Genomic DNA, 26,866 nt, shown 5'->3' on the forward strand with positions numbered 1-26,866 from the left:
GATATGGCCGTCAGCGAAAGCTTAGCGACAGGAACAGTGGCCAAGAACGGCCGCGATGTCTTCTTCGCCATCGGCATCGTCATCATCCTGGCCGTGCTGTTCCTCCCGATCCCCGCCTTCCTCATCGACATCGGCCTCGCCTTCTCGATCGCACTGTCGGTGCTGATCCTGATGGTGGCGCTGTGGATCCAGCGGCCGCTCGATTTCTCGTCCTTCCCGACCGTGCTGCTGATCGCCACCATGCTACGGCTATCGCTCAACATCGCCACCACGCGCATGATCCTGTCGCACGGCAATGAGGGCACGCACGCCGCCGGCTATGTCATCGCCGGCTTCTCCAAACTTGTGATGGCCAGCGATTTCGTCATCGGCCTGATCGTCTTCATGATCCTGATTGTGGTCAACTTCATCGTCATCACCAAAGGCGCCACCCGTATTGCCGAAGTCGGCGCCCGCTTCACCCTCGACGCGATCCCCGGCAAGCAGATGTCGATCGACGCCGACCTGTCCGCCGGCATGATCGACGACAAGACAGCGCAACTGCGCCGCCGCGAGCTGGAAGAGGAATCCTCCTTCTTCGGCTCGATGGACGGCGCCTCGAAATTCGTCCGCGGCGACGCCATTGCCGGCCTCATCATCACCGCCATCAACATCGTCGGCGGCATCGCCATCGGTTACATCAGGCACGGCATGGGCATGGGCGAAGCCGCCGATGTCTTCATCAAACTGTCGGTCGGCGACGGCCTCGTCACCCAGATCCCGGCGCTTATCGTTTCGCTCGCCGCCGGCCTGCTTGTGTCCAAGGGCGGCACGCGCGGCTCGACCAACCAGGCGGTGTTCGGCCAGCTCGGTGCGCATCCGCGCGCGCTCTATGTCGCGGCCTCGCTGCTCGTCCTGCTCGGCCTGATGCCCGGCCTGCCGTTCTTCCCGTTCTTCACGCTAGCCGCCGGCATGGCCGGCCTTGGCTACGTCATCCCGATGCGCGCCAACCGCGAGGCTGCCGCCGCCGAAGCGATCAAGGATCTGGAGAAGGCGAACAAGGTCGAGGAAGAGAAGAACTCGGTCAAGGCTTCGCTGACCACCGCCGAGATCGAGCTTCTGATCGGCAAACAGCTGTCGACGCGGCTGCTGGTGTCGCATCAGGAACTGGTGTTCCGCATGGCCAAGATGCGCAAGAAATTTGCCACGCAATATGGCTTCGTCGTGCCGGAAGTGCGCGTCGCCGACGATTTCGGCATCCCGCCGAAAAGCTACCAGATCAAGGTCCACGGCACCGTCGTCGCCGAATACCAGATGCGCGTCGGCGAGATCATGGTGCTGCTCGGCAACCGGGATTTGCCCGACGTTCCCGGCGAGGAAATCCGCGAGCCGGCCTTCGGCATGCGCGCCTTCTCGGTGCTCGAAACCTTCGCCGAGGATCTGAAGCGCGAGAACTACACCTTTGCCGACAACATGTCGGTGCTGCTCACCCATTTGTCCGAGGTGATCCGCAACAACCTGCCGCAGCTTCTGTCCTACAAGGACATGAAGGCGCTGCTCGAGCGCCAGGATCCGGAATACCGCAAGCTCGCCGACGAGATCTGCACCTCGCACATCTCCTATCCCGGCCTGCAGGCGGTGCTGAAATTGCTGCTGGCCGAACGCGTATCGATCCGCAACCTGCATTTGATCATCGAGGCCATCGCCGAGATCGCGCCGCATGTGCGCCGCACCGAGCAGATCGTCGAGCATGTCCGCATCCGCATGGCCCAACAGATCTGCGGCGATCTCTCCGAGGGCGGCATGCTCAAGGTGCTGCGCCTCGGCAACCGCTGGGACCTCGCCTTCCACCAGAGCCTCAAGCGCGACGCCAAGGGCGAGGTGCGCGAATTCGACATCGACCCGCGCCAGCTGGAGGAATTCGGCCAGGACGCGACCAAGGCGATCCGCAAGCATCTCGAGGCCGGCGAGCGTTTTGTCCTCGTCACCGCGCCCGATGCGCGGCCTTATGTGCGCATGATCATCGAGCGCCTGTTCACGACGCTTCCCGTTCTCTCCCATGTCGAAATCGCCAAGGGCGTCGAGATCAAGGTGCTCGGGACGATCTCGTGAACATACTGTCGCAAGGCGTCGTCATCGCCGCCTTCCTCGCCTTCTGTCGCATCGGCGCCTGCTTCATGCTGATGCCGGGCCTGTCCAGCGCCCGCGTGCCGATCCAGGTTCGGCTGTTCGCGTCGATCGCCGCAACCGGTGGCCTGCTCGCCTTCCTGTGGGACAAGATCTTTCCCTTCGTCGATGCGCGTCCGCAGGTGCTGGCGCCGATGATCATCTCCGAACTTTTGGTCGGCGGGCTGATCGGCGCGATGACCAGGCTTTACATGGAGGCGCTGCGCTTCATGGGTTCGGCCATCGCCATGCTGATCGGCTATGGCGGCACAGGCGGACCGGCGATCGAGGAGCCGGAACCGCAGGCGGCGCTCGCCGCCATCATCTCGTTTTCGGCGCTGCTGCTGCTCTTCGTTTTCGATTTCGACCACGAGATCATCCGCGCTCTGGTCGCCTCCTACACGGTGGCGCCGGTCAACGTCTTCTTCAATCCGCAGGCCGCCCTGGTCGATCTCACCGACACGGTGTCGGACGCCTTCTTCCTGGTCATCCGGCTCGGCAGCCCGTTCATCGCCTATGCCATCCTGGTCAATTTGACGATCGGCTTCGTCAACAAGCTGACGCCGCAAATCCCGGTCTACTTCATCTCGCTGCCTTTCGTCATCGCCGGCGGCATGATCATCTTCTATTTCGCCATCGGGACCATGCTGTCGCTGTTCGTCGACGGCTTTGTCGACCTGACGCTGGCGAGGTGAGATGAGCACGCGCAAGGAACGGCTGAAGAAACTGGTCAAGGTGCAGGAGCAGCTGAAGGCCCTGCACGAGACGCGCCATGCGGCCTTCCTGGCGGCAGCGGCAACCGCCGAAACCGAGGCCAAGGAACTAGTCCAGCATTTCGACGCCGACCAGTCGATGGCGGTGCTGTTCCCTGACCTCTACCATCGCCGCATCGCCAATGCGCTGGTCCGGCAGGAAGCGAGCTTGGAAAGCGCCAGGCAGGAGGTCACGCTCATCGCCACTGCGACGGCGCGCACCAACATGGTCGAGCGCGCCTACAAGGACGTGCGCCGACAGGACGAACGCGAACGCTCCGACCGCGACCGGCTCGATCTGATCGCGCAGAGGCGAGGGCAGGAATAATCGGAAGTTAGAGCCGGGTCACCTGCGGACGGCGTTCGGTTTCGTTCCGTGCGGCGGGCTGTGTTGGGTGTACGGCGCCGTGTTCGGCCTCTGCGCCTACGCCACCTACGATCTGACCATGGCGACGCCGGCAGCGCCCACCGCAAACGACCAGATCGCATCGACCCAGCCGGAGTTGCCGCTGCTGATAGCAATGCCTAGCATCCGGCGAAGGATTTCGAGCCGGCAAGCCTGCCACAAGCTTGCTGCGGCATGGTCGCTCAGGAAACCCGGCAAAGAGGCGGACTTTCTTGGCGATTTCTCCACCCAGCGACATCGTTCTCGATGTTGCCCGAGCCGTCGACCCGACGGATATCGAGGCTGCCCGTGCCGCGCTGGCCAAGCGGGCCAACGGCGTTGGCGGCGCCTTTTTGGTCGACATGGCGGCTTCGGTGGATACCGGCTCGATCTTGTCGCGTGCCACGGCCGACAAGGCCGCGGCAGGCGCCGATCCCGCGGGAAAATTCAAGAAGTTCGAGGCCATGGTCTTGCAGACCTTCATCCAGAACATGCTGCCCAAGGACACAGAGGGCGTCTACGGCAAGGGGCTGGCCGGCGACATGTGGAAATCGCAGCTTGCCGAGCGTGTCGCCGACGTCATGGCCGAGCGCGGAGGGATCGGCATTGCCAAATCGCTGCTCGCCGACCACTACAAGGACGGCAAGCGCACCGTGCCGATCGGCCCGGTGTCAACCGGGCCGCACAAGACCGAGATCGACCAGCAGGCGCGGCTGTCCACCTCGCTGGTCGAGGAATTGCAGCGCAAGGCCGCACGGTCGATGACCGGCGACGAGACGACCATCAAAACCGAAATCAAGATCTAGACCAGGATTTTCAATGGCCGATTTTTCAAAATACTCTTCCAACCTGCCGGCGCGTACGTCCGAAGCGCCGATCCCGTTTGCACGGCCGGGCAACCTTGCCGCCATCATCGGCCGCATCGAGGAAGCGGTCGAGGAAGAGACGGCCGGTTTGAAGAACGACACCAGCTATGACCTCAAGGCCTCCAACGCCCGCAAGAGCCGCTACCTCTATGAGCTGACCCGCGCCATGAAGGGCGCCAACGAGATCGAATTCCTGGAACAGCATCGCGACAGTCTGGCGCGGCTGCGCCAGAAGCTCGCGAAAAACGAGGCTGCAATCCTCGCCCACCTCAACGCGGTCAACGAAGTCGCCACGCTGTTGAAGAACGCCATTCAGCGCGCCGAAGCCGACGGCACCTATTCGGCCGGTGAATTCGGTTGGGCGAGCTGATGATCTCGGCAACAGGCGGGAACAACCGGTGATCAAATTCATCGCCGCCGCGATCTGGATCTGCGCCGCCACGCTTGGCGCGGTGTTCTATTCGTTCCAGGCGGCCGGTGAGCGCGGCGTCGGCGAGACGCCGAAACCGATGCTGGGTGGCCTCGACTACGTCAAGACCGACATCATCTCGGTGCCGCTGATCCGCGATTCCAAGATCGACGGCTATTTCCTCACCAAGCTCGTCTACACGGTCGAGCCGGCCGAGATAAAGAAGATGTCGATCCCGGCCGAAGCGCTGATGACCGATCAGGTCTATTCCTATCTCTACTCCAATCCTCAGATCGACTTCACCAAGAAGGAAACCATCGATCTCGATGCCTTCCGCAAGGCCATACGCGACACCGTCAACGCCCGCGTCGGCGCCGACCTGGTGCATGAAGTGCTGATAGACCAAGTCAACTTCCTGACCAAGGATGAAATCCGCGACAACGCCATGCGCCGCCGCAAGGATCCGGCCACGCCGACCGAACCGGCCCCGGCGGAATCGGCCCAGGCCGAGGCGGCGAAGCCCGCTGCTGAACACTAACCTTCGTCGCAGGGTGAATGTTCTCTGCCGCATTCCTTCCGACTGAAACGAGATGACGCATCGCGCGTTGACGTTTACGTCAACTCGAAGCTATATGCGCCAAGCGACCAGGATCGCGGCACGCGCGAGACAGCGACTTCGGCGGAGGCCGGTCACTGAAGCGCGGCAAAACGCAACGAGACCAGGAGAACAGTCATGAGCGTTCAGGACATTGCCGAGAAGATGAGGTCGCGCGTGGCGAGCGCCGGGTTCGAACATTCCGTGAAGTTCGATACCGGCAGTGACGGCGTCATCGTCATCGACGGTGCAACCGTCTCGACCACCGACGCGCCGACCGACTGCACCATAAAGCTGTCGCTCGACGATCTGGATTCGCTGATCGCCGGCGACCTCAACCCGACCATGGCGTTCATGTCCGGCAAGATAAAGGTCGAAGGCGATATGTCGGTCGCCATGGCGCTCAGCCAACTGATCGGCTGAGCCCTTCGCAAAAACAAAACGCCGCCCTCGCTGAAATGCAAACGACCGGCGGCGTTTGTTTTTGGACAATCAGGCGGCCAGCGACAGCCTCTGTGCCTTGAGCTTGCGACCTGCAGCCTTCAGCGTGCCATGCGCGCCGTCGAGCGCACCCTCGATCAGCTCCAACGCCAGCAAGCGGCGCCGCTCGTAAGGTCCAGGCATGGCGAGCGCGCCTGTCTTCTCCGCCGAAAAGCCGAAGCGGCCATAGTAAGGCGCATCGCCGACTAGCAGCATCGCGGCATGGCCGAGACGCGCGGCCTCGGCCAAAGCATGGCGCATCAGCGCCGAGCCGATGCCGGCGTTCTTCAGCGCCGGATCGACGGCGAGCGGCCCGAGCAGGAGCGCCGCCGGGCCGCCCTCGCCCAGCCTTACATCCCACAGCCGCACAGTGCCGATCACCGCGCCCGCCGCATCACGCGCCACGAAGGCGAGGCCTTCGGAAGGCCGGCGGCCACGCCGCAGCTTCTCCGACGATTTCTTGCGCCGCATCGGCCCCATGGCGCGATCGAGCAACGCTTCACGCGATGCAATGTCTGCCGCAGTTTCGGCGACGATGGGAATGGCGCCGGCAATCTCCCCCGTCGAGGGGGAGAATCCAATGCCATCAATGTAATTTACAATGTCCATTTCCGCGATCCTTCACGAGCGGAGCTTGTTCCACAGGCGAACCCGAGCGGACGCAAACGTCCACCTGAGGTGATCTGAAGGCCGAAGCCGTCAGATCACGTAGGATCGGAGAGGCTCGAAGCCGTTGAAGGCGACCGCCGAGTAGGTGGTCGTGTAGGCGCCGGTGCCTTCGATCAGCACATCGTCGCCGATGGTCAGCGACAGAGGCAGCGGATACGGCGTCTTCTCGTACATCACGTCGGCCGAATCGCAGGTCGGGCCGGCGAGCACGCAAGGTGCGGTCTCCGAACCGTCATGGCGGGTGACGATCGGATAGCGGATCGCCTCGTCCATCGTCTCGGCCAGACCGCCGAACTTGCCGATGTCGAGGAACACCCAGCGCACATTGTCGTTTTCGGCCTTCTTCGAGATCAGCACGACTTCCGACTTGATGACGCCGGCATTGCCGACCATGCCGCGGCCCGGCTCGATGATGGTCTCAGGGATCGCATTGCCGAAATGCTTGCGCAGCGCCGAGAAGATGGCCTGGCCATAGGCCTGGGCCGCCGGCACGTCACGCAGATAGCGCGTCGGGAAACCGCCGCCCATATTGACCATCTTGAGGACGATGCCTTCGTCGGCGAGCGTGGCGAACACCTTCTTGGCGTCGGCCAGCGCACGGTCCCACGCCGTCAGGTCGGTCTGCTGCGAGCCGACATGGAACGACACGCCATAGGCGTCGAGGCCGAGCGTCCTGGCATGGCGCAGCACGTCGACGGCCATCGCCGGCACGCAGCCGAACTTGCGCGACAGCGGCCACTCGGCGCCTTCGCCGTCGGTCAAAACGCGGCAGAACACGCGCGCGCCGGGAGCGACGCGGGCGATCTTGTCGACCTCCTCGACGCAGTCGACGGCAAACAGCCGAATGCCGAGCTGGTAGGCGCGTGCAATGTCACGCTCCTTCTTGATGGTGTTGCCGAAGGAGATGCGGTCCGCCGGCGCACCGGCGTCCATCGCCATCTCGACCTCGGCAACGGAAGCGGTGTCGAAGGACGAGCCCATCGCAGCAAGCAGGCGCAGGATCTCCGGCGCAGGGTTTGCTTTCACCGCATAGTAGATTCTGGAATCGGGCAGCGCCTTCTCGAAGGCACGGAAATTGTCGCGCACGACATCGAGGTCGACGACGAGGCAGGGGCCGGACGGACGTCGGGTGGCGAGGAAGTCGAGGATGCGCTGGGTGGCCATCGGGGTCTCTCCATTAACGCCTTGCGGCGCGCAATAAGGCTGCGGGACGCGGGCTTTCGGCCTCGCGAACACGCGGTCAAACAAAGGCGGGACGGAAATCCATGGAACCAGCCGGTGGAGACCCCGGAACCATGAAACGCCATCTCGCGGCGGTGAACCTTGGCCTTGCCCGGCCTCGGTTCGCTTTGTCTGCCTTGGCTTGGATGGGAGACCCGTCCGCACTGCCGGCAATGAAGGTGTGCCTCTTCAGTAACCCCGGTCTTTGGACGACCGGCAGAACACCAGAAAGGCCCGCACCGTCGTTGCTTCAAGGTGTCCTCGGGCTGGCGGTTGGCCGCTAGACCGACTGGAGGGGTTAGCTCCAGTTACCTTACCGATTTCCCTCACCATTCGAGGATCGGCGGACACCCACAGGCACGTGCGACTTTGGGCAAGCGCGATATAAGATCGAAAGATTTCACAATCAATAAAAATCGTATCCCAGGTTGTAAAATTTCCGGCATCGAACAATGCTGGGCCTACTGTATACGGATATCGAACGATGCCAGGCACGCACGGCCCGCTCAACGCCTTTCTTGACCTGCGCCGCATGCCGGTCGCCAATGCGGAACTGGGGCCGCTGGCCGGGCTCAGGCTGGCGGTAAAGGACATTTACGACGTCGCCGGCTACCGCACCGGTTGCGGCAATCCGGTGAAGTTCGACGAGGCGCATGCCGCGTCCAGCACGGCACCGGCCGTGCAGATGATTCTCGACGCCGGCGCGCGCTTCATCGGCAAGACGCAGACCGACGAGTTCGCTTTCTCGCTGATGGGCCAGAACGCGCATTTTCCGTTTCCGGTGAACCCGGCCGCTCCCGATCGCGTCACCGGCGGTTCCTCGTCAGGCTCGGCGGCGGCGGTGGCCGGCAAGCTTGCCGATATCGCCACCGGCTCCGACACCGGCGGCTCGATCCGTGCCCCGGCGAGCTTTTGCGGGTTGATCGGGCTGCGCACCACGCATGGCCGCATTTCGCTCGAAGGCACGATGAAGCTGGCGCCGAGCTTCGACACATTCGGCTGGTTCGCCGACGACATCGAGACCTATGAGACAATCGGCAAATTGCTGCTCGGCCGCGACCCGCATCCGTATCCGCTCACCCGGCCGCTTTCGATCCGCTGGCTGGACGCTTTCGTGGCCGGCCCCGCTGAGGCAGCCGAATATGCCAGGATGAGAGCGCTGGCCGCCAGTCTTATCGGTGAGCCGGCGCCGGTAGAGTACAGCTTCGCCTCCTTCCCCGACGAGCTCTACTGGTGCTTTCGCCGCCTCCAGGCCGCCGAGGCATGGCAGCAGCATGGCGCCTGGATCATTTCTGGCGAGCGCGATCTCGGGCCGGGCGTCGAGGAGCGCTTTGGTTTTGGCCGCACGATCGACGAAAAGACCGCGCGGGCCGAGGCGGTGCGCCGCCTGACGTTCCGCTCCGAGCTAGCCGCGCTGCTCGGCCAGGACGGGTTTCTTGTCCTGCCCACCGTTCCAGGCCCCGCACCTCTGGTCAAAAGCGAGCCGCAGCAGCTCCAGGCCTACCGCGAAAGGGCCTTGCATCTTTTGTGCCTTTCGGGTCTTTCAGGCTTTCCGCAAATCACCCTGCCGCTGGGCTCGGTTGACGGTGCCCCTTTCGGCCTCTCGCTGCTCGGCCCTCCCGGCAGCGACATTGCCCTGATACGGCTCGGCCGGCGAATTCTCGATGCGGCACGAAAGGCCTGATGATGGATACACTGACCCGCATGCGCGCCTTCATCGACGTCGTCGATGCCGAAGGCTTTTCGGCGGCCGCGCGCAAGATCGGTCGCTCCAAGGCGCTGCTGTCGAAATATGTGCGCGAACTCGAGGACGAACTCGGCGCGCTGCTGCTCAACCGCACCACGCGGCAGTTCTCGTTGACCGAGGCCGGCCATACCTATTACAGCCGCGCTTCGGAAATCGTGCGCGAGGTCGACAGCCTGGCCGACGCCGTGCGCGAATCCTCCGGCGACGTGCGCGGCAGGATCAAGCTGTCGGCGGCGCGCACCTTCGCCGATGCGCCGATTGGCCAGTCGCTCATCGACTTCGCCAAGCAGCATCCCGACATCGTCCTCGACATCCATCTCGACGACCGCTTTGTCGATCTGGTCGAGGAAGGTTTCGATCTTGCCGTGCGCATCTCGCGGCTGGAGAACTCATCGCTGATCGCCCGCCGCCTGGGGCCGTTTTCGATCAAGCTTTGCGCCTCGCCGGAGCTGATCGCCAAGCACGGCAAGCCGACGCGCCCGCAGGATCTCGCCAACTTGCCCTGCATCGTCGACACCAATGGCCGCTCGCTCGCCAACTGGCGCTTCAGGGGCGATGGCGAGGAGTCAGTCAGCGTCAACGTATCGGGTCCCATCGAGGTCAACAGCCCGATGGCAGCGCGAGCCGCCGCCGTGTCCGGCCTGGGCTTCACCATCCTGCCCGATTTCATCGCCGCCCCCGACCTCGCATCCGGGCTGCTGGTGTCGTTGCTCGACGACCGCATCCAGTCGGGCAGCGGGATTTTCGCCGTCTACCCGCACCGTCGCTATCTGCCGGCCAAGGTCCGTGTCTTCGTCGATTTCCTGGTGCAGTGGTTCAAGAACCGCGAGAGCGCCTGACCCGGTCTTGCCGTGCCGCGGTCCCAATTTCGCCCCGTTTCTGGTAACCTCTCGACATCTCTCCGAGGCCGATGGAACAGCGACCGAGAATGCATCTGAAACGGCACGCAATCATGCTGGCTTCGGCCTTGGCGGCGCCTTTTGCCGCCGTCGGAGCGGCTGGCGCGCATCCTCATGTCTTCGCCGAGGCCCGCCTCGACGTGATCCTCTCTCCGGATCACCAAAGTGTGAAAGCGCTGCGTCACCTCTGGCGTTTCGATGATCTGTTTTCGAGTACGGTGATGATGGAGTTCGACAAGAACTCCGACCTGAAGCTTGACGACAAGGAGCTGAAGGATGTCGCCGACACCGTTCATGCCTCGCTGGCCGAGTTCAATTATTTCCAGCTCGTCACCGTCGACGGCAAGGACGTGCCGATGACGCCGCCACCGCATCTTATGGCCAATTTCGAAAACGACCAGCTGATCATCCTGTTCGAATCCGAACCCAAGATGCCGATCAAGCTCGCCGGCAAGATCGATTTCGGCGTCTACGATCCAACCTTCTATACGGCGATCGACTTCACCGAGGATAGCAACATCACGGTGGAAGGCCTGCCCTCGAACTGCACCAAGAGCGTCATCCGGCCCGACCCGGACGAGGCGATCAAGGAAAACCAGAAGACCCTGACGGACGCGTTCTTCAACGACCCGACAGGCACCGACATGAGCAAGATCTTCGCCACCAAGCTCGAACTGAATTGCCCGCCAGAAGGATATATCCGGTGATGAAACCGTCCCTGCGTTTGGCATTCGGCCTCGTGGCCGCTGCCCTGCTGATGACGCACTTTCTCGGGCAGGCCCATGCCCAGAGCTCACTCGGCATCGGTGTCAATGACGGCATGGCGCCCACCACCGGCCCGTTCGCCCACATCCTGATGTGGATCAATCTGCGCCAGCAGGAATTCTACCGCGCATTGGCCACGGCGATGAAAGCAATGCGCGAGGACGGCAGCAAGATGTGGCTGCTGATCGGCCTGTCCTTCGCCTACGGCATTTTCCACGCCGCCGGCCCCGGCCACGGCAAGGCGGTCATCTCGTCCTACATGGTGGCCAATGAAGTGGCGCTCAGGCGCGGTATCCTGCTGTCCTTCGTCTCGGCGCTGCTGCAGGGCCTGACCGCGATCCTGGTGATGCTGCTTGCCTATTTCGTCCTGCGCGGCACCGCCATCTCGATGACCGACGCAGCCTGGTTCATGGAGATCATGAGCTATGTCTTCGTCACTCTGTTCGGCGCCTGGCTGCTGTGGCGCAAGCTTGGGCCCACGGTCCAGCGCTGGTTCGGCAGGGCGCCCGCCTACAGCCTGTCGGCAGCCCACGCCGGTCATTCCCATAGCGGCCATTCGCATGCCGGTCACAGCCACGCGGCGCAGGCGCATTCGCACGCCTTGCATGTGCATCACGACCATTCGCATGATCATCACGCAGCGCACGACGACGACACGCACGATCATTCCCATCACGACCACGCCCATCACGATCACGCCGCTCACGATCACCCAGCCGGCGAGGTCTGCGACACATGCGGCCATTCGCATGCGCCCGATCCGGCGCTGCTGTCGGGCGATCGCTTCGACTGGCGCACGGCCTGGTCGGCAGTAGCCGCCGTCGGCATCCGTCCCTGCTCCGGCGCGCTGATTGTGCTCAGCTTCGCGCTGCTCAACGGCCTGTGGCTCGGCGGCCTGCTCTCGGTGCTGGCGATGTCGATCGGCACCGCCATCACAGTCTCGGCGCTGGCGACGATCGCGGTGACAGCCAAGAACTGGGCGGTCTATTTCGCCGGCGATGGCCGCATGGGCAACCGCATCCACACAGTCGTCGAAATCGGCGGCGCCGCCTTCGTCTTCCTGTTCGGGCTGTTGCTGTTGTCGGCGAGCCTGTCCGGAGCTGTGTGACCTCGGCGGGTCAGGCCTGACCCGCGATATCTCCGCCCAGCTCATCCTCGATATGAGCGCGGATGATTTCATCGAAACTGTTTTCGGCGCTGAAGCCGAGGCCCCTTGCACGGCGCGCCTCGAAGCGCGTCGGCCAGCCCTTGACGATCGCCCAGATCGTTTCGTCGGGCTCCTCACGGATCAGGCTCGCCACCTCGGCGCCTGCAGTGCGCTCCAGCGCCTCGATCTGCTCGCCGACGGTGACGGCAACGCCGGGCATGGTGAGGTTGCGGCGCGGCCCGACAGCGGCACCGTCGAGCCCAGCGGCATGGATCAGGAAGTTCACCGCCGAACGCGGGCTGGCATGGGTATGCAGCACCGAACGCGGCACCGGCAGGATCGCCTCCTGCCCGGCGAGCGGCTCGCGGATGATGCCGGAGAAAAAGCCCGAAGCCGCCTTGTTCGGCTTGCCCGGCCGCACACAGATGGTCGGCAGCCTTATGCCGATGCCGTCGAAGAAGCCGCGCCTGGAATAGTCGGCAAGCAGCGCTTCGCTCATCTGCTTCTGCGTGCCGTAGGAGGTCAGCGGCGTCGGGTGGAAATCGTCCGGGATCACATCCGGGAACGGCGCGCCGAACACCGCGATCGACGAGGTAAAGACGAGGCGCGGCGAAAAGCCCGCCAGCCGCACGGCGTCGAACAGCGCCCGTGTGCCGTCGAGGTTGACGCGGTAGCCGAGATCGAAATTGGCTTCCGCCTCACCCGACACGATGCCGGCGAGATGGAACATGACGTCGGGGCGTGAGGCGACCAGGCTCTCGGCAGCACCGGCATCGGCAAGGTCGCCGGTATGCGTGGCGATGCTGACGCCGTCCATCGCCGGCGCCTGCGGCGGCACGATGTCGTGCAGGTCGAGCCCGGTGATCTTGCGGCCGTTGAGCGTGCCGTCCTTGGCCAGCCGGTCGACAAGTTTGCGGCCGACCATGCCGGCGGCGCCAGTAATCAGGATGCGCATTTCAAAGCCTCTTATTTGCCCTTGTTCTGGCTGCGGCCCCGCAACCAGAACACCAGAAAGAATGCCAGCACGAAGGCGATGCCGACGATGCCGGCAAGTACGGTCGAGACATTGCCGACGGCCAGCATCACGGTCGGCAGATAGAACGCCGCGATGCCGAACAGCAGCATGATCCAGGCTGCGGCAATCAGCGCGTTTCGCGTGTCGCGATCCATCATGCCGTCCCGCCACAGCGGGAACTCGTCAACTCGGATGCCAATGCCATGAAATTCCCTGTCAGTGATAATGGCCGTGATGCGGTGGCGCACCATGGTCGTGGTCATGATCGTGCTCGTCATGGCTGTCGGCGCACTGGCCGAATTCCGGTTCGACCGTCGCGTGGCTGATGCCGTGTTCGGCGGCGAGCCGCTTCTTGATGGCGCTGACCGCCTGGTGCGGATCGACGCCATCGTTGAGGCAGGCATGCAGCGTCGCCATGTTGCTCGACCCGTCCAGCGACCAGACATGCATATGGTGCACCTCGCGCACGCCCTTGATCGTACCGGCAATATCCTTGGCGATGAGATCGCGGTCGAGCCTTGCCGGCACGCCTTCGAGCAGCACATGGGCGGCTTCGCGCATCAGCGACCATGCGGTGGACAGGATCAGCAGGGAGACCAGCACCGACAGGATCGGATCGATCGGCGTCCAGCCGGTGGCCAGGATGACCAGCGCCGCCACGATCGCCGCCGCCGAACCGAGCAGGTCGCCCAGCACATGCAGGATGGCGCCGCGCATGTTGAGGCTGTCGTGGTCGCCGCCATGCAGCACGAAGAACGAGGCGAAGTTTACCAGAAGGCCGGCGATCGCCACCACCAGCATCGGCCCGCCCAGCACCGGCGCCGGCGTCATCAGCCGGCCCCAGGCTTCGTAGACGATCCACAGCGCAATGGCGAAGATGGCAATGCCGTTGGTGTAGGCAACCAGCGTCTTGACTCGGCCGAAGCCGTAGGTGAGGCGCACCGTCGCCGGCCGCCCGCCAAGATGGAAGGCGTACCAGGCAAGGCCAAGCGCAATCGAGTCGGCGAGCATGTGGCCGGCGTCGGCCAGCAGCGCCAGCGATCCCGTCAAAAGGCCGCCAAGCCCTTCGGCCACCATGAAGCCGGCGGTCAGGCAGGCTGCGATCAGCACACGCTTCTTGTCGGTCGAGCCATGCACGTGGCCGGCGCCATGCCCAGCATGCGAACCATGATCATGGCTGTGCGCCATCGAAAAAAACTCCTGTTACGCGCCGAACTCGGCGCGGAAATCCTCGAGCCGCCGCTTCTGCCGGCCTTCGCCATCGAAATTGGCAGGATCGAGCCATGCCTCATAGGCTTTGCGCAGCGCCGGCCATTCCTTGTCGATGATCGAGTACCATGCCGTATCGCGGTTTTCACCCTTGACCACAAGATGCTGGCGGAAAATGCCCTCGAACTTGAAGCCGAACCGTTCCGCCGCGCGCTTCGAAGGGTCGTTGCGGTTGTTGCATTTCCACTCGTAGCGGCGATAGCCCAGCCCGTCGAAAATGTACTTCATGAACAGGAACTGCGCCTCGGTCGCTGCCGGCTTGCGCGAGATCAGTGGCCCCCAATAGATGTTGCCGATCTCGATGACGCCATAGGCAGGATCGATGCGCATCAGCGTCTGTCGCCCGGCGACCTTGCCGCTGGCCTTGTCGATGACGGCGAAGAACAGCGGATCCTCGCTCGCCTCGACCTTGTCCAGCCATGGCTGGAAATCGGCGCGGGTTTGCGGCGGGTGGTCGGGCAGCCAGGCAAAGCGTCCATCGATGTCGGGCACCGACGACGCCTCGTACAACCCATCGCCATGCTTTTCGGCGCTCAGCGGTTCGAGCCGGACATAGCGGCCGTCAATGGGCTTGCGCTCGGGCCGCGGACGCGCTTGCCAATCTTTGAGATTTTCCGACACGCAAAACTCCAATCCGTTTGACTTTTGTGAGCAGACGCTCACAAAAACGCGACCTAACAGCAAGAACCACACGGACGGGAAAAATGCTCCACACGATTTCGGCCTTCGACCGTCTCGGCGAGGAAAACGCCTTTGCCGTGCTGGCGCGGGCGACCGCACTGGCTCAACAGGGCCGCGACATCGTCAATCTCGGCATCGGCCAGCCCGACTTCAAAACGCCGCAGCACATTGTCGAGGCCGCGATCAAGGCGCTGCGCGACGGTCACCATGGCTACACCCCGGCCAACGGCCTGCTGGCGACGCGCGAAGCGGTGGTGCGGCGCACGCTGGCCACCACCGGCGTCGAGGTCTCGCCGGAAAATGTGATGATCCTGCCCGGCGGCAAGCCGACCATGTTCGCGGCCATCTTGATGTTCGGCGAACCCGGCGCCGAGATCCTCTATCCAGACCCAGGCTTTCCGATCTACCGCTCGATGATCGAGTTCACCGGCGCCGCGCCCATTCCGGTGCCGATCCGCGAGGAGAACGGCTTTGCCTTCTCGGCAGAAGAGACGCTGGCGCTGATCACGTCGAAGACGAGGCTCCTGATCCTCAACTCACCGGCCAACCCGACCGGCGGCGTCACGCCGCGCGCCGAGATCGAGAAGCTGGTGAAGGGACTGCAAGCGCATCCGCAGGTCGCTATCCTCTCCGACGAAATCTACGACGTCATGACCTATGACGGCGAGACGCATTTTTCGCTGCTCAATTTTCCGGAAATTCGCGACCGGCTGATCGTGCTCAACGGCTGGTCGAAGACATGGGCGATGACCGGCTGGCGCATGGGCTGGTCGATCTGGCCGAATGGCGACAAGGGCGCGCATCTCTACGACAAGGTGCGCAAGCTGGCGGTCAATTGCTGGTCCTGCGTCAACGCGCCGAGCCAGTTCGCCGGCATCTCCGCCATCGACGGCCCCCAGGACGATGTCGACAAGATGATGCGCGCCTTCGACAACCGCAGGAAGATCGTGGTCGAGGGGCTGAACGCGCTGCCCGGCGTCTCCTGCATCACGCCCAAGGGCGCATTCTATGCCTTCCCGAATGTTTCGAAGACCGGCTGGAAGGCCAAGAAGCTCGCCTCGGCACTGCTCGAGGAGGCCGGCGTGGCGCTGATCGGCGGCCCCGATTTCGGCATTCTCGGCGAAGGCTACATCAGGCTCTCCTACGCCAATTCCGAAGAGAACATCTTGCGCGCGCTGGAGCGGATCGAGTCGTTTTTGAAGAGGTAGGCCTTCGGCTCTTCACCCACGCCCCACGAACGGCATCTTGGTCGCCATCACCGTCATGAACAGCACATTGGCATCGAGCGGCAGGCTGGCCATGTGGACGACGGCGTCGGCGACGCGCTGGACGTCCATCACCGCTTCGGCGGCGATGGTACCATTGGCCTGCGGCACGCCGACCGTCATTGCGTGCGCCATATCGGTCAGCGCGTTGCCTATGTCGATCTGGCCGCAGGCGATGTCATGGGGCCGGCCGTCGAGCGCCAGCGTCTTGGTCAGCCCCGATATGGCGTGCTTGGTCGCGGTATAGGGCACCGAGCCCGGCCGTGGCGCATAGGCCGACACAGAGCCATTGTTGATGATGCGGCCGCCCATTGGCTTTTGCTTGCGCATGACGCCGAAGGCGGCGCGGGCGCATAGGAACGATCCGGTGAGATTGACGCCGACAATATCGTTCCAGACCTCGACCGGGATCTCGTCGATCGGCGTCGACTTGTAGCTCATGCCGGCATTGTTGAAGAGCAGGTCGACGCGGCCGAAGGCTGCGGCCACCGTCTCGAACAGGTCATCGACTTCGCCGGCCTTGCTGATGTCGCAGGCAACCGCCAGCGCCTTGGCGTCCGTTTTCCCGGCCTCGGTAATGGCGGCATCGAGCACCGCTTTGCGGCGGCCGCAAAACACCGTGTTCCAGCCCGCCTTGAGCAGCGCCGTGGCGACGCTCTTGCCGATGCCGGTGCCGGCGCCGGTAACAATGGCGGTTTTCTCTGTGAGGACTGTCATGATTTTGCTCCTGCGCGCCGCGCATCCCCGGCACAGATCGGGGTGCATCCGAATGCACCGACCCATCGCAAATGAAGGCGATCATGGCAAGTCGGACACTAATGCATGTCGCTCAAAAGTGGCCCCGGTTCTGAGAGAACGACATGCATCCGGACAAAAACATGAAGCGCCACGCGCTTTATGTGATCGGTCCGACAAAAAGGGCGGTCATTGGCGACCGCCCCCTGATCTGAACCGGGCTTGGGAGGAGGAAAAGCCGATCCGACTAACTAAAATCATGCGCTTCCTCGGTAAACGAGAAGTTAACGCTTTTCCCGCCGCGGCTGCGTTGTCTACCAGCGCGGGTTCGGCGCCGTGCCTGACGGAACCGGCACCTTGGCCGCCGACACCGTCGCCTCGACATGATCGACGAGCGCATCCGGCAGGCCGAGCCGGCCGGCGAGCAGGTCGAGATAGCCGCGTTCGGCGCGCGTATCGGGGTCGATCGTCAGTCGGGACGCCGTGTAGAGCTCGAGCCTCTGCTCATCGGTCTTGGCGCCTGCGACCAGCGTATCGAGGTCGAGCGGGCTGTCCAGCTCGGCCATCAGAAACTTTTCCGCTTCCGTGCCGATGCCGGCCAGACTGAGCTTGCCGGCGATCTTTTGGCGTTCCGCGTCATCGACATGGCCATCGGCCTTGGCCGCCGAGATCATCGCCCGCACCAGGGTCAGCGTGAACTCGTCCTCCCCCTGTGGCGCCTGTGAAGGATGAAAGCCGGTGTCGGCGGGCGGCGGCAGCAATTCCGGCTGGCCGGCCGCCGGCGCCTGCTCGGGTGCATTGCCGGCCTTGTAATTCTGGTAGGCCTTGTAGGCGAGACCGCCGATCGCAGCCAGTCCGCCGAGCTTCACGGCCGTGCCGGTGACCTGCCGTCCCGTGCCGGTTCCAAGCAGCACCGCGGCCAGCGCACCGGCGGCCAGCGGATTGTCCTTGGCCATCTGCACAGCCTGCCCGGCCTTGTCGCGAACGGTGCCGGTTGTGCCGGGAACTTGCGAGCCGAGCAGATCGTCGAGAAGCTTCTTGGGGTCGAACATGGTGCCTCCAGAAAAGGGCCCGCGCCAACGTGGACGGGCAGGTTTTGGACGTTGCAGACGTAGGTCCCGATTGTTGACATTACAATGACGGACCGGCGCTTTGCTATCGGCGCCGGCAATGCCGCAAATCAAATTCGATGTGTCGAAACCCGCCTCGGCTTCGGTTAGTGTCGCCGCAACGTCGGCGAGGGAGGAGTTTTGCCGTGACCGATCAGCCAGACCGCGACCAAGCACGAGATCCCCAGGATCTGGAGCGCCTGCTAATTGATCGGCAATGGGCGGGAGACATTGAGGGCATGGAAGCGCTGTTCGAACCCGATGCCGTCATCGACACCGGAGCAGCCGAATTGACGCGTGGCCATGAGGCGATCCGCGCTTTGTTCGAAGCCTTTGCCGCGAGCTGGCGAAAATTCCAGCGCGGCGAGCAGCGCCCGGCGGCCATTAACGGCGACCTCGCGTTGACGTCGACCAGGCTTGCCGACGGCTCGATAACCTCAGAGGTCGCGCGCCGGCAGGCCGACGGCACATGGCTGTGGGTGATCGACCGCTATTCTGTCGTGTGGTGATCCAGTCAGGGCGTCGGCGGCACTTAACTGCCGATATGTCCCCTGCCCTGCGCCTGCGCAAGTTCGACCTGGCGCTGGCGCTCGGCATAGCGGGTGCGATCCTCATCCGAGCGTGCCTCGTAGCAATGCGGGCATGACACGCCGGTGGAAAAATGCGGCGACAGCCGGTTCTCCGGCGTCAGCGGATGCCGGCAGGCGCGGCAGAGTTCGGCCTCGCCTTCGGTCAACCCATGCGACACCGAGACCCGCTCGTCGAAGACGAAACACTCGCCCTGCCACAGGCTGTCTTCGGCCGGCACCTCTTCAAGATATCTGAGGATGCCGCCCTTGAGATGGAACACATCCTCGAAGCCGAGCGACTTCACATAGGCCGTCGCCTTTTCGCAGCGGATGCCGCCGGTGCAGAACATCGCAACCTTGCGGCCGTCGAGTTGGTCGCGGTGTTTTTCCACCCAGGCCGGGAATTCGCGAAAGCTCGACGTGCGCGGGTCCACCGCGCCCTCGAACGTCCCGATCGACACTTCGTACGCGTTGCGTGTGTCGATGACGATGGTGCCGGGGTCCGAGATCAGCGCGTTCCAGTCGGCCGGCGCGACATAGGTCCCCGCACCCGTCGCCGGGTCGAGGTCTTCGACGCCCATGGTGACGATCTCGCGCTTCAGCCGCACCTTCATGCGATGGAACGGCATTTCGGCGGCAGTGCTGTATTTGACCTCGAGATCGGCAAGACCCTCGATGGCCTCGAGATAAGCGATCAGGTCGGCTATGTCGGCTTCGCTGCCGGCGACCGTGCCGTTAATGCCCTCCTGCGCCAGAAGCAGCGTGCCCTTGATGCCGCGCCCGCAGCAGAAGGCGGCAAGCGGCGTGCGCAAGACCCGCAGCGCGTCGAAGTCGCCCAGCCTCGCAAATTTGTAGAGCGCGGCGACGCGCACGGGTTCATGGTTGGTCATCGCCAAGCCACTAGACCGTGGTCAAAGCGGATTCAAGGCAGAGCTAAAGACACTTCGTCGGTATTCGCCCGCAGGCTCGTTGGCCGACATGTGACATCGCGGCAGGCCGGGTTTCGTGGACTCGGAATCGGCCTTCTGCTAATCGGTTGAAATCACCCAGGGAGAGAAAAGCCATTGCCCAGCAAGACCGAAAAGCTCCTGTCGCTGCTCAATGGCCAGCCGGTCATTCCGGTGCTGAAGATCGCCAATGTCGCGGACGCCGTCCCGCTCGCCCGGGCGCTGGCCGCCGGCGGCCTGCCGGCGATCGAGATCACGTTGAGAACCGCCGATGCGCTGGAAGCGATCCGCCGCGTGGCCGGTGAGGTCGAGGGCGCCATTGTCGGCGCCGGCACAATTCTCGATGCCAAGCAGTTCGACCAGGCAGCGGCGGCTGGCTCGAAGTTCATCGTCAGCCCCGGCATCACGCGCGAGTTGCTGGCGGCGGCCAAGGACAGCGACGTTCCCTTGCTGCCCGGCGCCATCACGCCCGGCGAGATCATGGCTGCCCGCGAGGCCGGCCTGCGGTTCCTGAAATTCTTCCCGGCCGAACAATCCGGCGGCATCGCCTCGCTGAAGGCCTTTGCCTCGCCGCTGGCCGACGTGAAATTCTGCCCGACCGGCGGCATCTCGGCCAAGAACGCCGCCGACTATCTCAGCCTGTCCAACGTTATCTGCGTCGGCGGCTCGTGGGTGGCGCCGGACGAGTTGGTCAAGGCCGGCAAGTGGGATGAGATCGAGGCGCTCGCACAGAGCGCGAGCAAGCTCGGAAAATAACCTCCGCTACTTTATCTTTGCGCAATCCCAAGGGAAGCGCTCCGCGCTTTCCCGGGAAAATCACAGTGTTCCCGGAATTGCACTCGGCACAAAAACCCGCCAGCTGCGCCGACCGGGTTTGCTACGCGTTGAGATTTTGGTTCCCGCTCAAGGGCTCGAACCTCGATTCACGCCTTCAAAGGGCGCTGTCCTACCATTAGACGAAGCGGGAATGCAGGCTGGTGGTTAGCATTCCGGGACGCTAGAAGCCAGCGCTGGAGATTCGCCAACAGCAAAAAGCCGCGCGGGTTGCCCAGCGCGGCTTCGATGTTTACCCCGTCGAGCTCTTACTTCGTCTGGAAGCGGGCGACCGAAAGGAATTTCACGGCATTGCCGGTGAAGCGGTTGGCATCGGCCATCTGGTTGTCCGCCTGGAAGCCTGCGGTGTAGACCTCGCTCGGCGGCGTATGCACGATGTTGTAGGCATAGCGCGGCGCTGTCGTCGGGCTGGAAACGGTGGCGATGTTGTCGCCGCTGCTCAGCGCCCAGCGGGCCGCCTGCGGTTCGGCCGCCACCACCACTGCCTTCGGTCCTGGCTTCAGGTCGCGGGCCGAAGCCCTGGCTTCCTTGCGTGTCGTCTTGACGCCGGCGCCGATCACCGAGGCTGGATCGGTACCGGCGGGACGGGCAGCAATAGCGCCGCGCGGCGATGCGGCATCGACACCTGACGGATCGTTGAACGCAGAGCGCGGCTCAAGCGACGCAACCTGATAGTCGTCGGTAGCACCGGCTGTATCGGCGGCGCTGGCCTGTTCGAGAACCGCCTTGACCTCGTCCGGACGCTGCGACGGCAGCACCGAGAACGCGTCGGTTGCGGTCTGCTTGTGGGCAGCCGTATCGGCCAGCGCCAGCAGAACGCCCTTGTCCTGCGGCGCAAGCTCAGCCGGCGGCGAAGAGCGGTCGGGACGCCAGGTCGGCAACGGGACGTTGACCGCGACCTGCGCCGGAGCGGCAGCTTGATCGGCCCCCTGGTCGGCATTGCTCGCATCGGCCGTTCCGAACGGCACATTGGCCGGCGCCTGCGCCGTCGCCACCGTCTGTTCGGTGGTGGCATCGGCCACGCCGAACGGCACGGTCTCAGGTTGTTGCGCGCCGACATCGGCCTTCGGCCGCGGTGCGAAAGCGGGCAGCGGCACTTCCTTGGCGGGCAGCGCGGCGATGATCGTCTCCGGCGTGTCCTGCGGCTCCGCATCGTCAGCGCTGTCGTCGGCAAGCTGCGGAATGTTGGCGCGCTTGGCGTTCTGCGGCGACACGATCGCGATGCCAGGCAGATTGCTGTTGTTGTTGCTCGTGGCAGCCAGCACCGGCTTCACGCTTCTCGGCGGCGGCGCGGCGGTAGGGACATCGGCGCTGTCGTCGGCTTCGTCTTCACCGCCACCGCCAAAGAACGCGGACAGGAAGCCACCGGATTTCTTGGTGCTGCCGCCTGCGCTGGCCATCATGATGGCAGGAGAACCGGCGCCCTTGCGTGCCTTGTAGGAGGCGAGCGCTTGGTCATAACCCGGCAACGGCCTGCCGTCGCTCGGCACATGCAGCGTCTTGCCATTGGGGAACAGGCTGACCAGTTCCTGGCGGCTGATGCCTGGCCAATGCCGCACATTGCCGACGTCCATGTGGACGAAGGGCGAACCCGACGACGGATAGTAGCCGACGCCGCCGCCCTGCATCTTCAGGCCGATGTTGCGCAGCTTTTTCAGCGGCACACCCGGAATGTAGAAGTCCATCGCCTTGCCCAGCATATGCTGGCTTTCCTTGGCGACACCGCGGCTGCGGCTGCGCAGCATCGAATTGGTCGACGGCGAGCGATAGCCGCAAACGACCTGGATGTAGTCGGTGGCGCCGGCCTGCCGGTAAGCTTCCCACACCAGATCGAGCAGGCGCGGATCCATCTTGGTCGGCTCGTTGCGACGCCAGTCGCGCAGGATGATGTTGATCTTCCTGAGGCCTGCCGGATCGTAGCGGCCATTGCGCTTGTAGACGATCTCGGCCTTTTCGTGCGTGTGGAGGTGATAGAGCTTGAGCGAGCGCGTTTCAGCGCTAGCGCCGGCAGCAGTTGCGGCGAGGAAAGCGAGCGCAACGATCAACGCTGCCAGCCATCTCGGCCAGACGCCCATGTGATCGCGCCGCCCGTTTCTGTGTCGTTCGACTTTGTTCAAATCAAAAGGCCTTGCAGGCTGCCGTTTGTCCCCGGATTTGTCCAAACGGATGCGTGGTTCTCACATCCGAATATCGATCCTAATGGTTAATCATCGCTTATTGAAGCCGAAATGCGGTAACACCGTGGCGATATCCCGTCAAAAATAATACACAGGATTTCTTGGTAAACTGCTGGTTTAGATCAAGATTCAGCCTTTTCCCGCTACACGATCTGTTACCGCTGGCCTTAATGCGTGAACAACGGCGTCGCATCAGCCATATTCCCGCCCCAACCCCTTATGCAGCGCCGGATGTGGCATGGCAAGCTGGTCCCGGCGTTGCGTTGGCAAGCTGTGGAATTCGGCGTTCAGGAGGCAAGGCGGTCGAGGCGGCCGGTTTCCGGGTCGATGCCGTATTCCTTGAGCTTGCGGTAGAGCGTCGAGCGGCCGATGCCGAGACGCCGTGCGACCTCGCTCATCTGGCCGTTGTAATGGTCGATGGCGAGCTTGATCATTTCGAGTTCGACATCGGCCAGCGCACGCACATTGCCACGCTCGTCCAGCGCCCTCAATGTGCCGAAACGCTGAAGCAACCTGGCCGGAGGGGCGAGCTCGGCAGCTGCCGTACCGGCGTCATCAGTCTGCGCGCCATCGCCTTGCGATCCGGTGCTCAAGGCCATGCCGGGGTCCGACAAGGACGCATCGGCGTCGAGATTGACGGTGCCGTCGACCTGCGCCCGGATCTGCGGAAATTCGTCAGTCGTGAGCACATCGCCTTCGGCAAGCACCGAGGCCCTGAACACGGCGTTTTCCAGCTGCCTGATGTTTCCCGGCCAATCATAGGCCTGCAGCATGGCCAGTGCGGCATCCGAGATGCCGTGCAGGCGATTGCCCGCCGGCGCCACCTTGTCCATGAAATGCTTGACCAGATAGGGGATGTCGTCGCGGCGGTCGCGCAGCGGCGGCACGACGATCGGGTAAACGTTGAGCCGGTAGAACAGGTCCTCGCGAAACTTGCCGTCCTTGACCTGCTGCAGAAGGTTGCGGTGCGTGGCCGAGATCAGCCTGATGTCGACCCTGACGGTGGAACGGCCACCGACCGGATCGACCTCGCCATCCTGCACGGCGCGCAACAGCTTGACCTGCACGTCGAGCGGCAGGTCGCCGATCTCATCCAGGAACAGCGTGCCCGAATGCGCCTCGACGAACTTGCCGGTGTGCTTTTCGGTGGCGCCGGTGAACGAGCCTTTTTCGTGACCGAACAGGATCGATTCGACCAGATTGTCGGGGATGGCGCCGCAATTGACGGTGACGAACGGTTTTGTGCGGCGTTCGCCGCTGCCCTGGATGGCGCGCGCCACCAATTCCTTGCCGACGCCTGATTCGCCCTCGATCAGGATCGGGATGTTGGAGGCCGCAGCCTTCTGGCCGAGGCGGATCACCCGGTCCATCGCCGGGCTGTGCGTGATCATGTCCTTGAAGGTCAGGTGGCCGCCGCGACGCCGCGACGTGCGCTTGACCTCGTCCTCGACCGCCTCGACCTTGAGCGCGTTGCCGATCGCGGTCTGCAGCCGGTCGGGAGACGCCGGCTTGACGACAAAATCGAAGGCGCCGTGGCGCATCGCCGAAACCACCGTTTCGATGCCGCCCTGCGCAGTCTGCACGATGACGGGAACAGTGATGCCGCGCTCGCGCATCGCCTTCAGCACGCCGATGCCGTCGAGGCCCGGCATGACAAGGTCGAGGATGACTGCCGAAATATCCCTCGCATTGGGTCCGTCAAGCGCGCTCAGACCGGCCTCGCCGCCATCGGCAACGATGGCGCTGTGGCCGAATTTCGTCACCGCCGCCTCGAGCAGCCGGCGCTGCACGGGATCGTCATCGACTATAAGAATGGAACCTGTCATGACTGATTTGAGTTGCCCGCCTTGGGAAATTCCCATGGATCATCTTGGCACAGGGTTCTAAACAAGGTTTCAAAAAACCCGGTGAACGAATTCCTTAGGATTTGACCGGCTTGTCCTTTCCCCTTGATTCCAGAAGGTAATTGTTGATGAGCAGGATTCTCGGTCGGCAGCTTGCGGCGGTAGCGTCCGGTCAGGGCGCGGCGGAACTCGGCGACCTGCCGGAATGGAATCTCGCCGATCTTTATTCCGGCATGGAGGCGCCCGAACTGAAGCGCGACCTTGCCAAGGCGGCGGCCGATGCCGTCGCCTTCGAGAACCGCTGGAAGGGCACGCTGGCTGCGGAGGCCGAGCGCGGCAGCGCCGGCAGGCTTGGCGAGGCGCTGACAGCCTATGAGGCGCTGGAGGAACTGATCGGCCGCATCGTCTCCTATGCCGGCCTGATCTATGCCGGCAACACCGCCGATCCGCAGCGCGCAAAGCTCTATGGCGACATCCAGGAGAAGATGACCGACGCCAGCGCGCATCTTCTGTTCTTCGCGCTGGAGCTGAACCTGATCGACGACAAGGCGCTCGAAGCAGCCCTCGCCGCCGACGCCGGCTTTGCCCATTACCGCCCCTGGGTGCTCGACCTCAGAATGGACAAGCCCTACCAGCTCGAGGACCGGGTCGAGCAGCTGTTCCATGAGAAATCGATCACCGGACGCGGTGCCTGGAACCGGCTGTTCGACGAGACGATGACCGATCTGCGCTTCGACATAGACGGCGAGGAACTGACGCTGGAGCCGGCGCTGAACCGCCTGCAGGACGCCGATGGGGAGGTCCGCCGCCGCGCCTCCGAAGCGCTGGCCGCAACCTTCCGCAAGAGCCTGCGCACCTTCACGCTGATCACCAACACGCTGGCCAAGGACAAGGAGATTTCCGACCGCTGGCGCGGCTTCGAGGACATCGCCGATTCACGCCATCTCGCCAACCGCGTCGAGCGCAGCGTGGTCGATGCGCTGGCGTCGGCCGTGCGCGAGGCCTATCCGCGCCTGTCTCATCGCTACTACGCGCTGAAGGCGCGCTGGCTCGGCATGGAGGTGATGAACCACTGGGACCGCAACGCCCCCTTGCCCGAAACGCCGCAGGCCGTGATCCCTTGGGACGACGCCAGGAACACCGTGCTGTCGGCCTATCAGCGCTTTTCCCCCGATATGGCGGAGATCGCCCGCGTCTTCTTCGACCGCAACTGGATCGACGCGCCGGTCAGGCCCGGCAAGTCGCCCGGCGCCTTCGCCCATCCGACCGTGCCTTCGGCGCACCCTTACGTGCTGCTCAACTACATGGGCAAGCCGCGCGATGTGATGACGCTGGCGCATGAACTCGGCCACGGCGTGCATCAGGTGCTGGCCGGCGGCCAGGGCGCCCTGATGGCTTCGACGCCGCTGACTTTGGCCGAGACGGCCTCAGTATTCGGCGAGATGCTGACCTTCCGTTCGCTGCTCGACCAGACCACCGACAAGCGCGAGCGCAAGGCGATGCTCGCCCAGAAGGTCGAGGACATGATCAACACGGTCGTGCGCCAGATCGCCTTCTACGAGTTCGAGCGCAAAGTGCATGCAGAGCGTAAGAACGGCGAACTGACCTCCGACAAGCTCGGCCAGTTCTGGCTCGAGGTGCAGGCAGAAAGCCTGGGGCCGGCGATCAAGCTGCGCGAGGGCTATGAGGTCTTCTGGACCTACATCCCGCACTTCGTCCACTCCCCCTTCTACGTCTACGCCTATGCCTTTGGCGACTGCCTGGTGAACTCGCTCTACGCGGTCTACCAGAACGCTGAGCATGGCTTCCAGGATAAGTATTTCGAGATGTTGCGCGCCGGCGGCACCAAGCATCACTCGGAGCTTCTCGCGCCCTTCGGCCTCGACGCCACCGACCCCGCCTTCTGGCAGATCGGGCTTGGCGTGATCGGCGGCCTGATCGACGAGTTGGAAGCGCTCGACAGTTAATGCGCGCACCCATTGGACCGATGGCGCAGAGTGGCAGGTTCAGCAGCGGCCTCGACTTTGCGGAATCGCAGAACAGTTTAGCCGGAATGCATGCGACGGCAGCTCTGTTCTTGTTCTAAATATCTGTTCTTGAATAACTCTCCGGCGAAAATTCCGTTAGCTTTCCCGAAGCCGTATGATAGCTTTCCGACTGAAGCTCAGCCGGGCGCGCGGCTTAAGGCCGGACAGTATCCCGGCCCATGGCAGCGGTCTGACGAATGCGACAGCGACGGTTGGCAATGGGCGGAAAGCCGAACGCCGACACTCGACGACAGACCGGCTGTTCCCTGAGCCGCCGAACCACATTGGATGATCCGATCTGCCAAGGTCATGAC

26 protein-coding genes and 1 tRNA gene are annotated in these 26,866 nt (G+C 63.6%); 15 read left to right on the forward strand and 12 right to left on the reverse strand.

Annotated elements, in window-relative coordinates:
* Positions 1-3: 3 nt before the first annotated feature.
* The 7 genes from flhA to NKJ78_RS11185 all read left to right on the forward strand — a co-directional run bounded on the left by flhA (position 4) and on the right by NKJ78_RS11185 (position 5,575).
* Positions 4-2,091 carry a flagellar biosynthesis protein FlhA gene (gene flhA, locus NKJ78_RS11155; protein WP_023671908.1) on the forward strand — a complete coding sequence of 696 codons (2,088 nt, stop codon included), beginning with the start codon at positions 4-6 and terminating at the stop codon, positions 2,089-2,091.
* On the forward strand, positions 2,088-2,840 hold the full coding sequence (gene fliR / locus NKJ78_RS11160) for a flagellar biosynthetic protein FliR (protein WP_023686374.1): 753 nt from the start codon (positions 2,088-2,090) through the stop codon (positions 2,838-2,840). Before flhA ends, fliR begins: the two co-directional genes overlap by 4 nt.
* Position 2,841: 1 nt before the next feature.
* Complete coding sequence (locus NKJ78_RS11165; protein WP_023701060.1) at positions 2,842-3,225, forward strand: hypothetical protein; 384 nt, start codon at positions 2,842-2,844, stop codon at positions 3,223-3,225.
* A gap of 290 nt (positions 3,226-3,515) precedes the next feature.
* On the forward strand, positions 3,516-4,088 hold the full coding sequence (locus NKJ78_RS11170) for a rod-binding protein (protein ID WP_023701058.1): 573 nt from the start codon (positions 3,516-3,518) through the stop codon (positions 4,086-4,088).
* 13 nt (positions 4,089-4,101) lie between these two features.
* A complete protein-coding gene (locus NKJ78_RS11175) occupies positions 4,102-4,518 on the forward strand; it encodes a hypothetical protein (protein ID WP_023671919.1) in 417 nt (138 codons plus the stop codon).
* Positions 4,519-4,546: 28 nt separating this feature from the next.
* On the forward strand, positions 4,547-5,095 hold the full coding sequence (locus NKJ78_RS11180; RefSeq protein ID WP_023683275.1) for a hypothetical protein: 549 nt from the start codon (positions 4,547-4,549) through the stop codon (positions 5,093-5,095).
* 195 nt (positions 5,096-5,290) lie between these two features.
* Positions 5,291-5,575, forward strand: coding sequence for an SCP2 sterol-binding domain-containing protein (locus NKJ78_RS11185; RefSeq protein WP_023671921.1), 285 nt, complete (start codon positions 5,291-5,293; stop codon positions 5,573-5,575).
* Positions 5,576-5,644: 69 nt separating this feature from the next.
* Here NKJ78_RS11185 and NKJ78_RS11190 read toward each other — a convergent pair whose 3' ends face one another.
* Both NKJ78_RS11190 and odc2 read right to left on the reverse strand, forming a co-directional pair.
* Positions 5,645-6,241: a GNAT family N-acetyltransferase gene (locus tag NKJ78_RS11190; protein ID WP_023701057.1), complete on the reverse strand. Its 597-nt coding sequence runs from the start codon at positions 6,239-6,241 to the stop codon at positions 5,645-5,647.
* 90 nt (positions 6,242-6,331) lie between these two features.
* The gene (odc2, locus tag NKJ78_RS11195; RefSeq protein WP_023671923.1) at positions 6,332-7,465 is read right to left on the reverse strand and encodes an ornithine/lysine decarboxylase; all 1,134 of its coding nucleotides are present in this window, start codon (positions 7,463-7,465) and stop codon (positions 6,332-6,334) included.
* 541 nt (positions 7,466-8,006) lie between these two features.
* On the opposite strand from odc2, the gene NKJ78_RS11200 reads away from it, so the two are divergent.
* From NKJ78_RS11200 to NKJ78_RS11215, 4 genes are all read left to right on the forward strand, one after another.
* Complete coding sequence (locus NKJ78_RS11200) at positions 8,007-9,206, forward strand: amidase (RefSeq protein ID WP_023737662.1); 1,200 nt, start codon at positions 8,007-8,009, stop codon at positions 9,204-9,206.
* 2 nt (positions 9,207-9,208) lie between these two features.
* On the forward strand, positions 9,209-10,108 hold the full coding sequence (locus NKJ78_RS11205; protein ID WP_352562438.1) for a LysR family transcriptional regulator: 900 nt from the start codon (positions 9,209-9,211) through the stop codon (positions 10,106-10,108).
* Between the two features lie 89 nt (positions 10,109-10,197).
* Positions 10,198-10,875 (forward strand): DUF1007 family protein, encoded by a 678-nt coding sequence (locus tag NKJ78_RS11210; protein ID WP_023737661.1) that lies wholly within the window; start codon positions 10,198-10,200, stop codon positions 10,873-10,875.
* Complete coding sequence (locus NKJ78_RS11215) at positions 10,875-12,041, forward strand: nickel/cobalt transporter (protein WP_032923663.1); 1,167 nt, start codon at positions 10,875-10,877, stop codon at positions 12,039-12,041. Before NKJ78_RS11210 ends, NKJ78_RS11215 begins: the two co-directional genes overlap by 1 nt.
* Positions 12,042-12,051: 10 nt before the next feature.
* Here the strand turns inward: NKJ78_RS11215 and denD are convergent, their stop codons facing one another.
* From denD to NKJ78_RS11235, 4 genes are read right to left on the reverse strand one after another with little or no spacing between them, the layout of a single operon-like run.
* Positions 12,052-13,035, reverse strand: a complete 984-nt coding sequence (denD, locus tag NKJ78_RS11220; RefSeq protein ID WP_023737659.1) for a D-erythronate dehydrogenase — start codon at positions 13,033-13,035, stop codon at positions 12,052-12,054.
* Between the two features lie 11 nt (positions 13,036-13,046).
* Positions 13,047-13,253: a hypothetical protein gene (locus tag NKJ78_RS11225; protein ID WP_023686390.1), complete on the reverse strand. Its 207-nt coding sequence runs from the start codon at positions 13,251-13,253 to the stop codon at positions 13,047-13,049.
* A gap of 58 nt (positions 13,254-13,311) precedes the next feature.
* Positions 13,312-14,283: a cation diffusion facilitator family transporter gene (locus tag NKJ78_RS11230; protein ID WP_023737657.1), complete on the reverse strand. Its 972-nt coding sequence runs from the start codon at positions 14,281-14,283 to the stop codon at positions 13,312-13,314.
* A gap of 15 nt (positions 14,284-14,298) precedes the next feature.
* Positions 14,299-14,985: a GNAT family N-acetyltransferase gene (locus tag NKJ78_RS11235; protein ID WP_023737656.1), complete on the reverse strand. Its 687-nt coding sequence runs from the start codon at positions 14,983-14,985 to the stop codon at positions 14,299-14,301.
* Between the two features lie 83 nt (positions 14,986-15,068).
* Between NKJ78_RS11235 and NKJ78_RS11240 the strand changes: the two genes are divergently transcribed.
* Entirely contained in the window at positions 15,069-16,253 is a 1,185-nt protein-coding gene (locus NKJ78_RS11240; RefSeq protein WP_023737655.1) for a pyridoxal phosphate-dependent aminotransferase, read from the forward strand.
* 12 nt (positions 16,254-16,265) lie between these two features.
* Here the strand turns inward: NKJ78_RS11240 and NKJ78_RS11245 are convergent, their stop codons facing one another.
* On the reverse strand, positions 16,266-17,027 hold the full coding sequence (locus NKJ78_RS11245) for an SDR family oxidoreductase (protein WP_023737654.1): 762 nt from the start codon (positions 17,025-17,027) through the stop codon (positions 16,266-16,268).
* Positions 17,028-17,359: 332 nt separating this feature from the next.
* Complete coding sequence (locus tag NKJ78_RS11250) at positions 17,360-18,097, reverse strand: tellurite resistance TerB family protein (RefSeq protein ID WP_023671935.1); 738 nt, start codon at positions 18,095-18,097, stop codon at positions 17,360-17,362.
* Between the two features lie 203 nt (positions 18,098-18,300).
* On the opposite strand from NKJ78_RS11250, the gene NKJ78_RS11255 reads away from it, so the two are divergent.
* Positions 18,301-18,663 carry a YybH family protein gene (locus NKJ78_RS11255; protein WP_352562434.1) on the forward strand — a complete coding sequence of 121 codons (363 nt, stop codon included), beginning with the start codon at positions 18,301-18,303 and terminating at the stop codon, positions 18,661-18,663.
* Positions 18,664-18,686: 23 nt separating this feature from the next.
* Here NKJ78_RS11255 and trhO read toward each other — a convergent pair whose 3' ends face one another.
* Positions 18,687-19,613 (reverse strand): oxygen-dependent tRNA uridine(34) hydroxylase TrhO, encoded by a 927-nt coding sequence (gene trhO, locus NKJ78_RS11260; protein ID WP_023686394.1) that lies wholly within the window; start codon positions 19,611-19,613, stop codon positions 18,687-18,689.
* Between the two features lie 174 nt (positions 19,614-19,787).
* On the opposite strand from trhO, the gene NKJ78_RS11265 reads away from it, so the two are divergent.
* The gene (locus NKJ78_RS11265; protein ID WP_023671938.1) at positions 19,788-20,426 is read left to right on the forward strand and encodes a 2-dehydro-3-deoxy-phosphogluconate aldolase; all 639 of its coding nucleotides are present in this window, start codon (positions 19,788-19,790) and stop codon (positions 20,424-20,426) included.
* Between the two features lie 137 nt (positions 20,427-20,563).
* Here NKJ78_RS11265 and NKJ78_RS11270 read toward each other — a convergent pair.
* From NKJ78_RS11270 to NKJ78_RS11280, 3 genes are all read right to left on the reverse strand, one after another.
* Positions 20,564-20,637 (reverse strand) — tRNA-Gln (locus tag NKJ78_RS11270).
* A gap of 115 nt (positions 20,638-20,752) precedes the next feature.
* Positions 20,753-22,579 (reverse strand): peptidoglycan L,D-endopeptidase MepK, encoded by a 1,827-nt coding sequence (gene mepK, locus NKJ78_RS11275; protein WP_352459799.1) that lies wholly within the window; start codon positions 22,577-22,579, stop codon positions 20,753-20,755.
* A gap of 389 nt (positions 22,580-22,968) precedes the next feature.
* Positions 22,969-24,507, reverse strand: coding sequence for a sigma-54-dependent transcriptional regulator (locus NKJ78_RS11280; RefSeq protein ID WP_023686396.1), 1,539 nt, complete (start codon positions 24,505-24,507; stop codon positions 22,969-22,971).
* 146 nt (positions 24,508-24,653) lie between these two features.
* Between NKJ78_RS11280 and NKJ78_RS11285 the strand changes: the two genes are divergently transcribed.
* A complete protein-coding gene (locus NKJ78_RS11285) occupies positions 24,654-26,492 on the forward strand; it encodes a M3 family oligoendopeptidase (protein WP_023737651.1) in 1,839 nt (612 codons plus the stop codon).
* Positions 26,493-26,866: the final 374 nt, after the last annotated feature.

Origin of the sequence: Mesorhizobium sp. M0037, from assembly GCF_040323635.1 — a bacterium.
In the GTDB taxonomy this organism is placed as follows: Bacteria; Pseudomonadota; Alphaproteobacteria; order Rhizobiales; family Rhizobiaceae; genus Mesorhizobium.